The sequence below is a fragment of the Deinococcus alpinitundrae genome (genome assembly GCF_009982895.1).
In the GTDB taxonomy this organism is placed as follows: domain Bacteria; phylum Deinococcota; class Deinococci; order Deinococcales; family Deinococcaceae; genus Deinococcus; species Deinococcus alpinitundrae.
Genome location: NZ_WXZL01000257.1, coordinates 1 through 270 on the forward strand (window position 1 = coordinate 1; position 270 = coordinate 270).

The following is a 270-nucleotide window of genomic DNA, read 5'->3' on the forward strand; positions in this document are numbered from 1 at the left end:
TGACGGTTTGGTCGGAACACAAAACAAAGGAAAATTCCAAGTTAATCACCCAAGCAGTGGGTTGGTTAGCAGTCGGGGAAATCGGATACTGGGTATATTCGGCGGCTCCTCAAGCAACTCCAGTTGACGGGATGCACGCTTTCTTACCACAGGCGATTGGAATGGTAATTGTGGGCGTTGTTTACGCCGTCTTCCTTTCGATGAAGGGCGAAAAATCGGCCTTAACTGAAGCAATTTCTTATAAACAAATCATTTCGGGCTTTTTCTTTG

Annotated in this window: 1 protein-coding gene; it reads left to right on the top strand. The window is 45.9% G+C overall.

Going from position 1 to position 270, the window contains the following annotated elements; genetic code table 11:
- A partial coding sequence (locus GUI70_RS25705; protein ID WP_237725149.1) for a GRP family sugar transporter occupies positions 1–270 on the top strand: 270 nt, incomplete at both ends.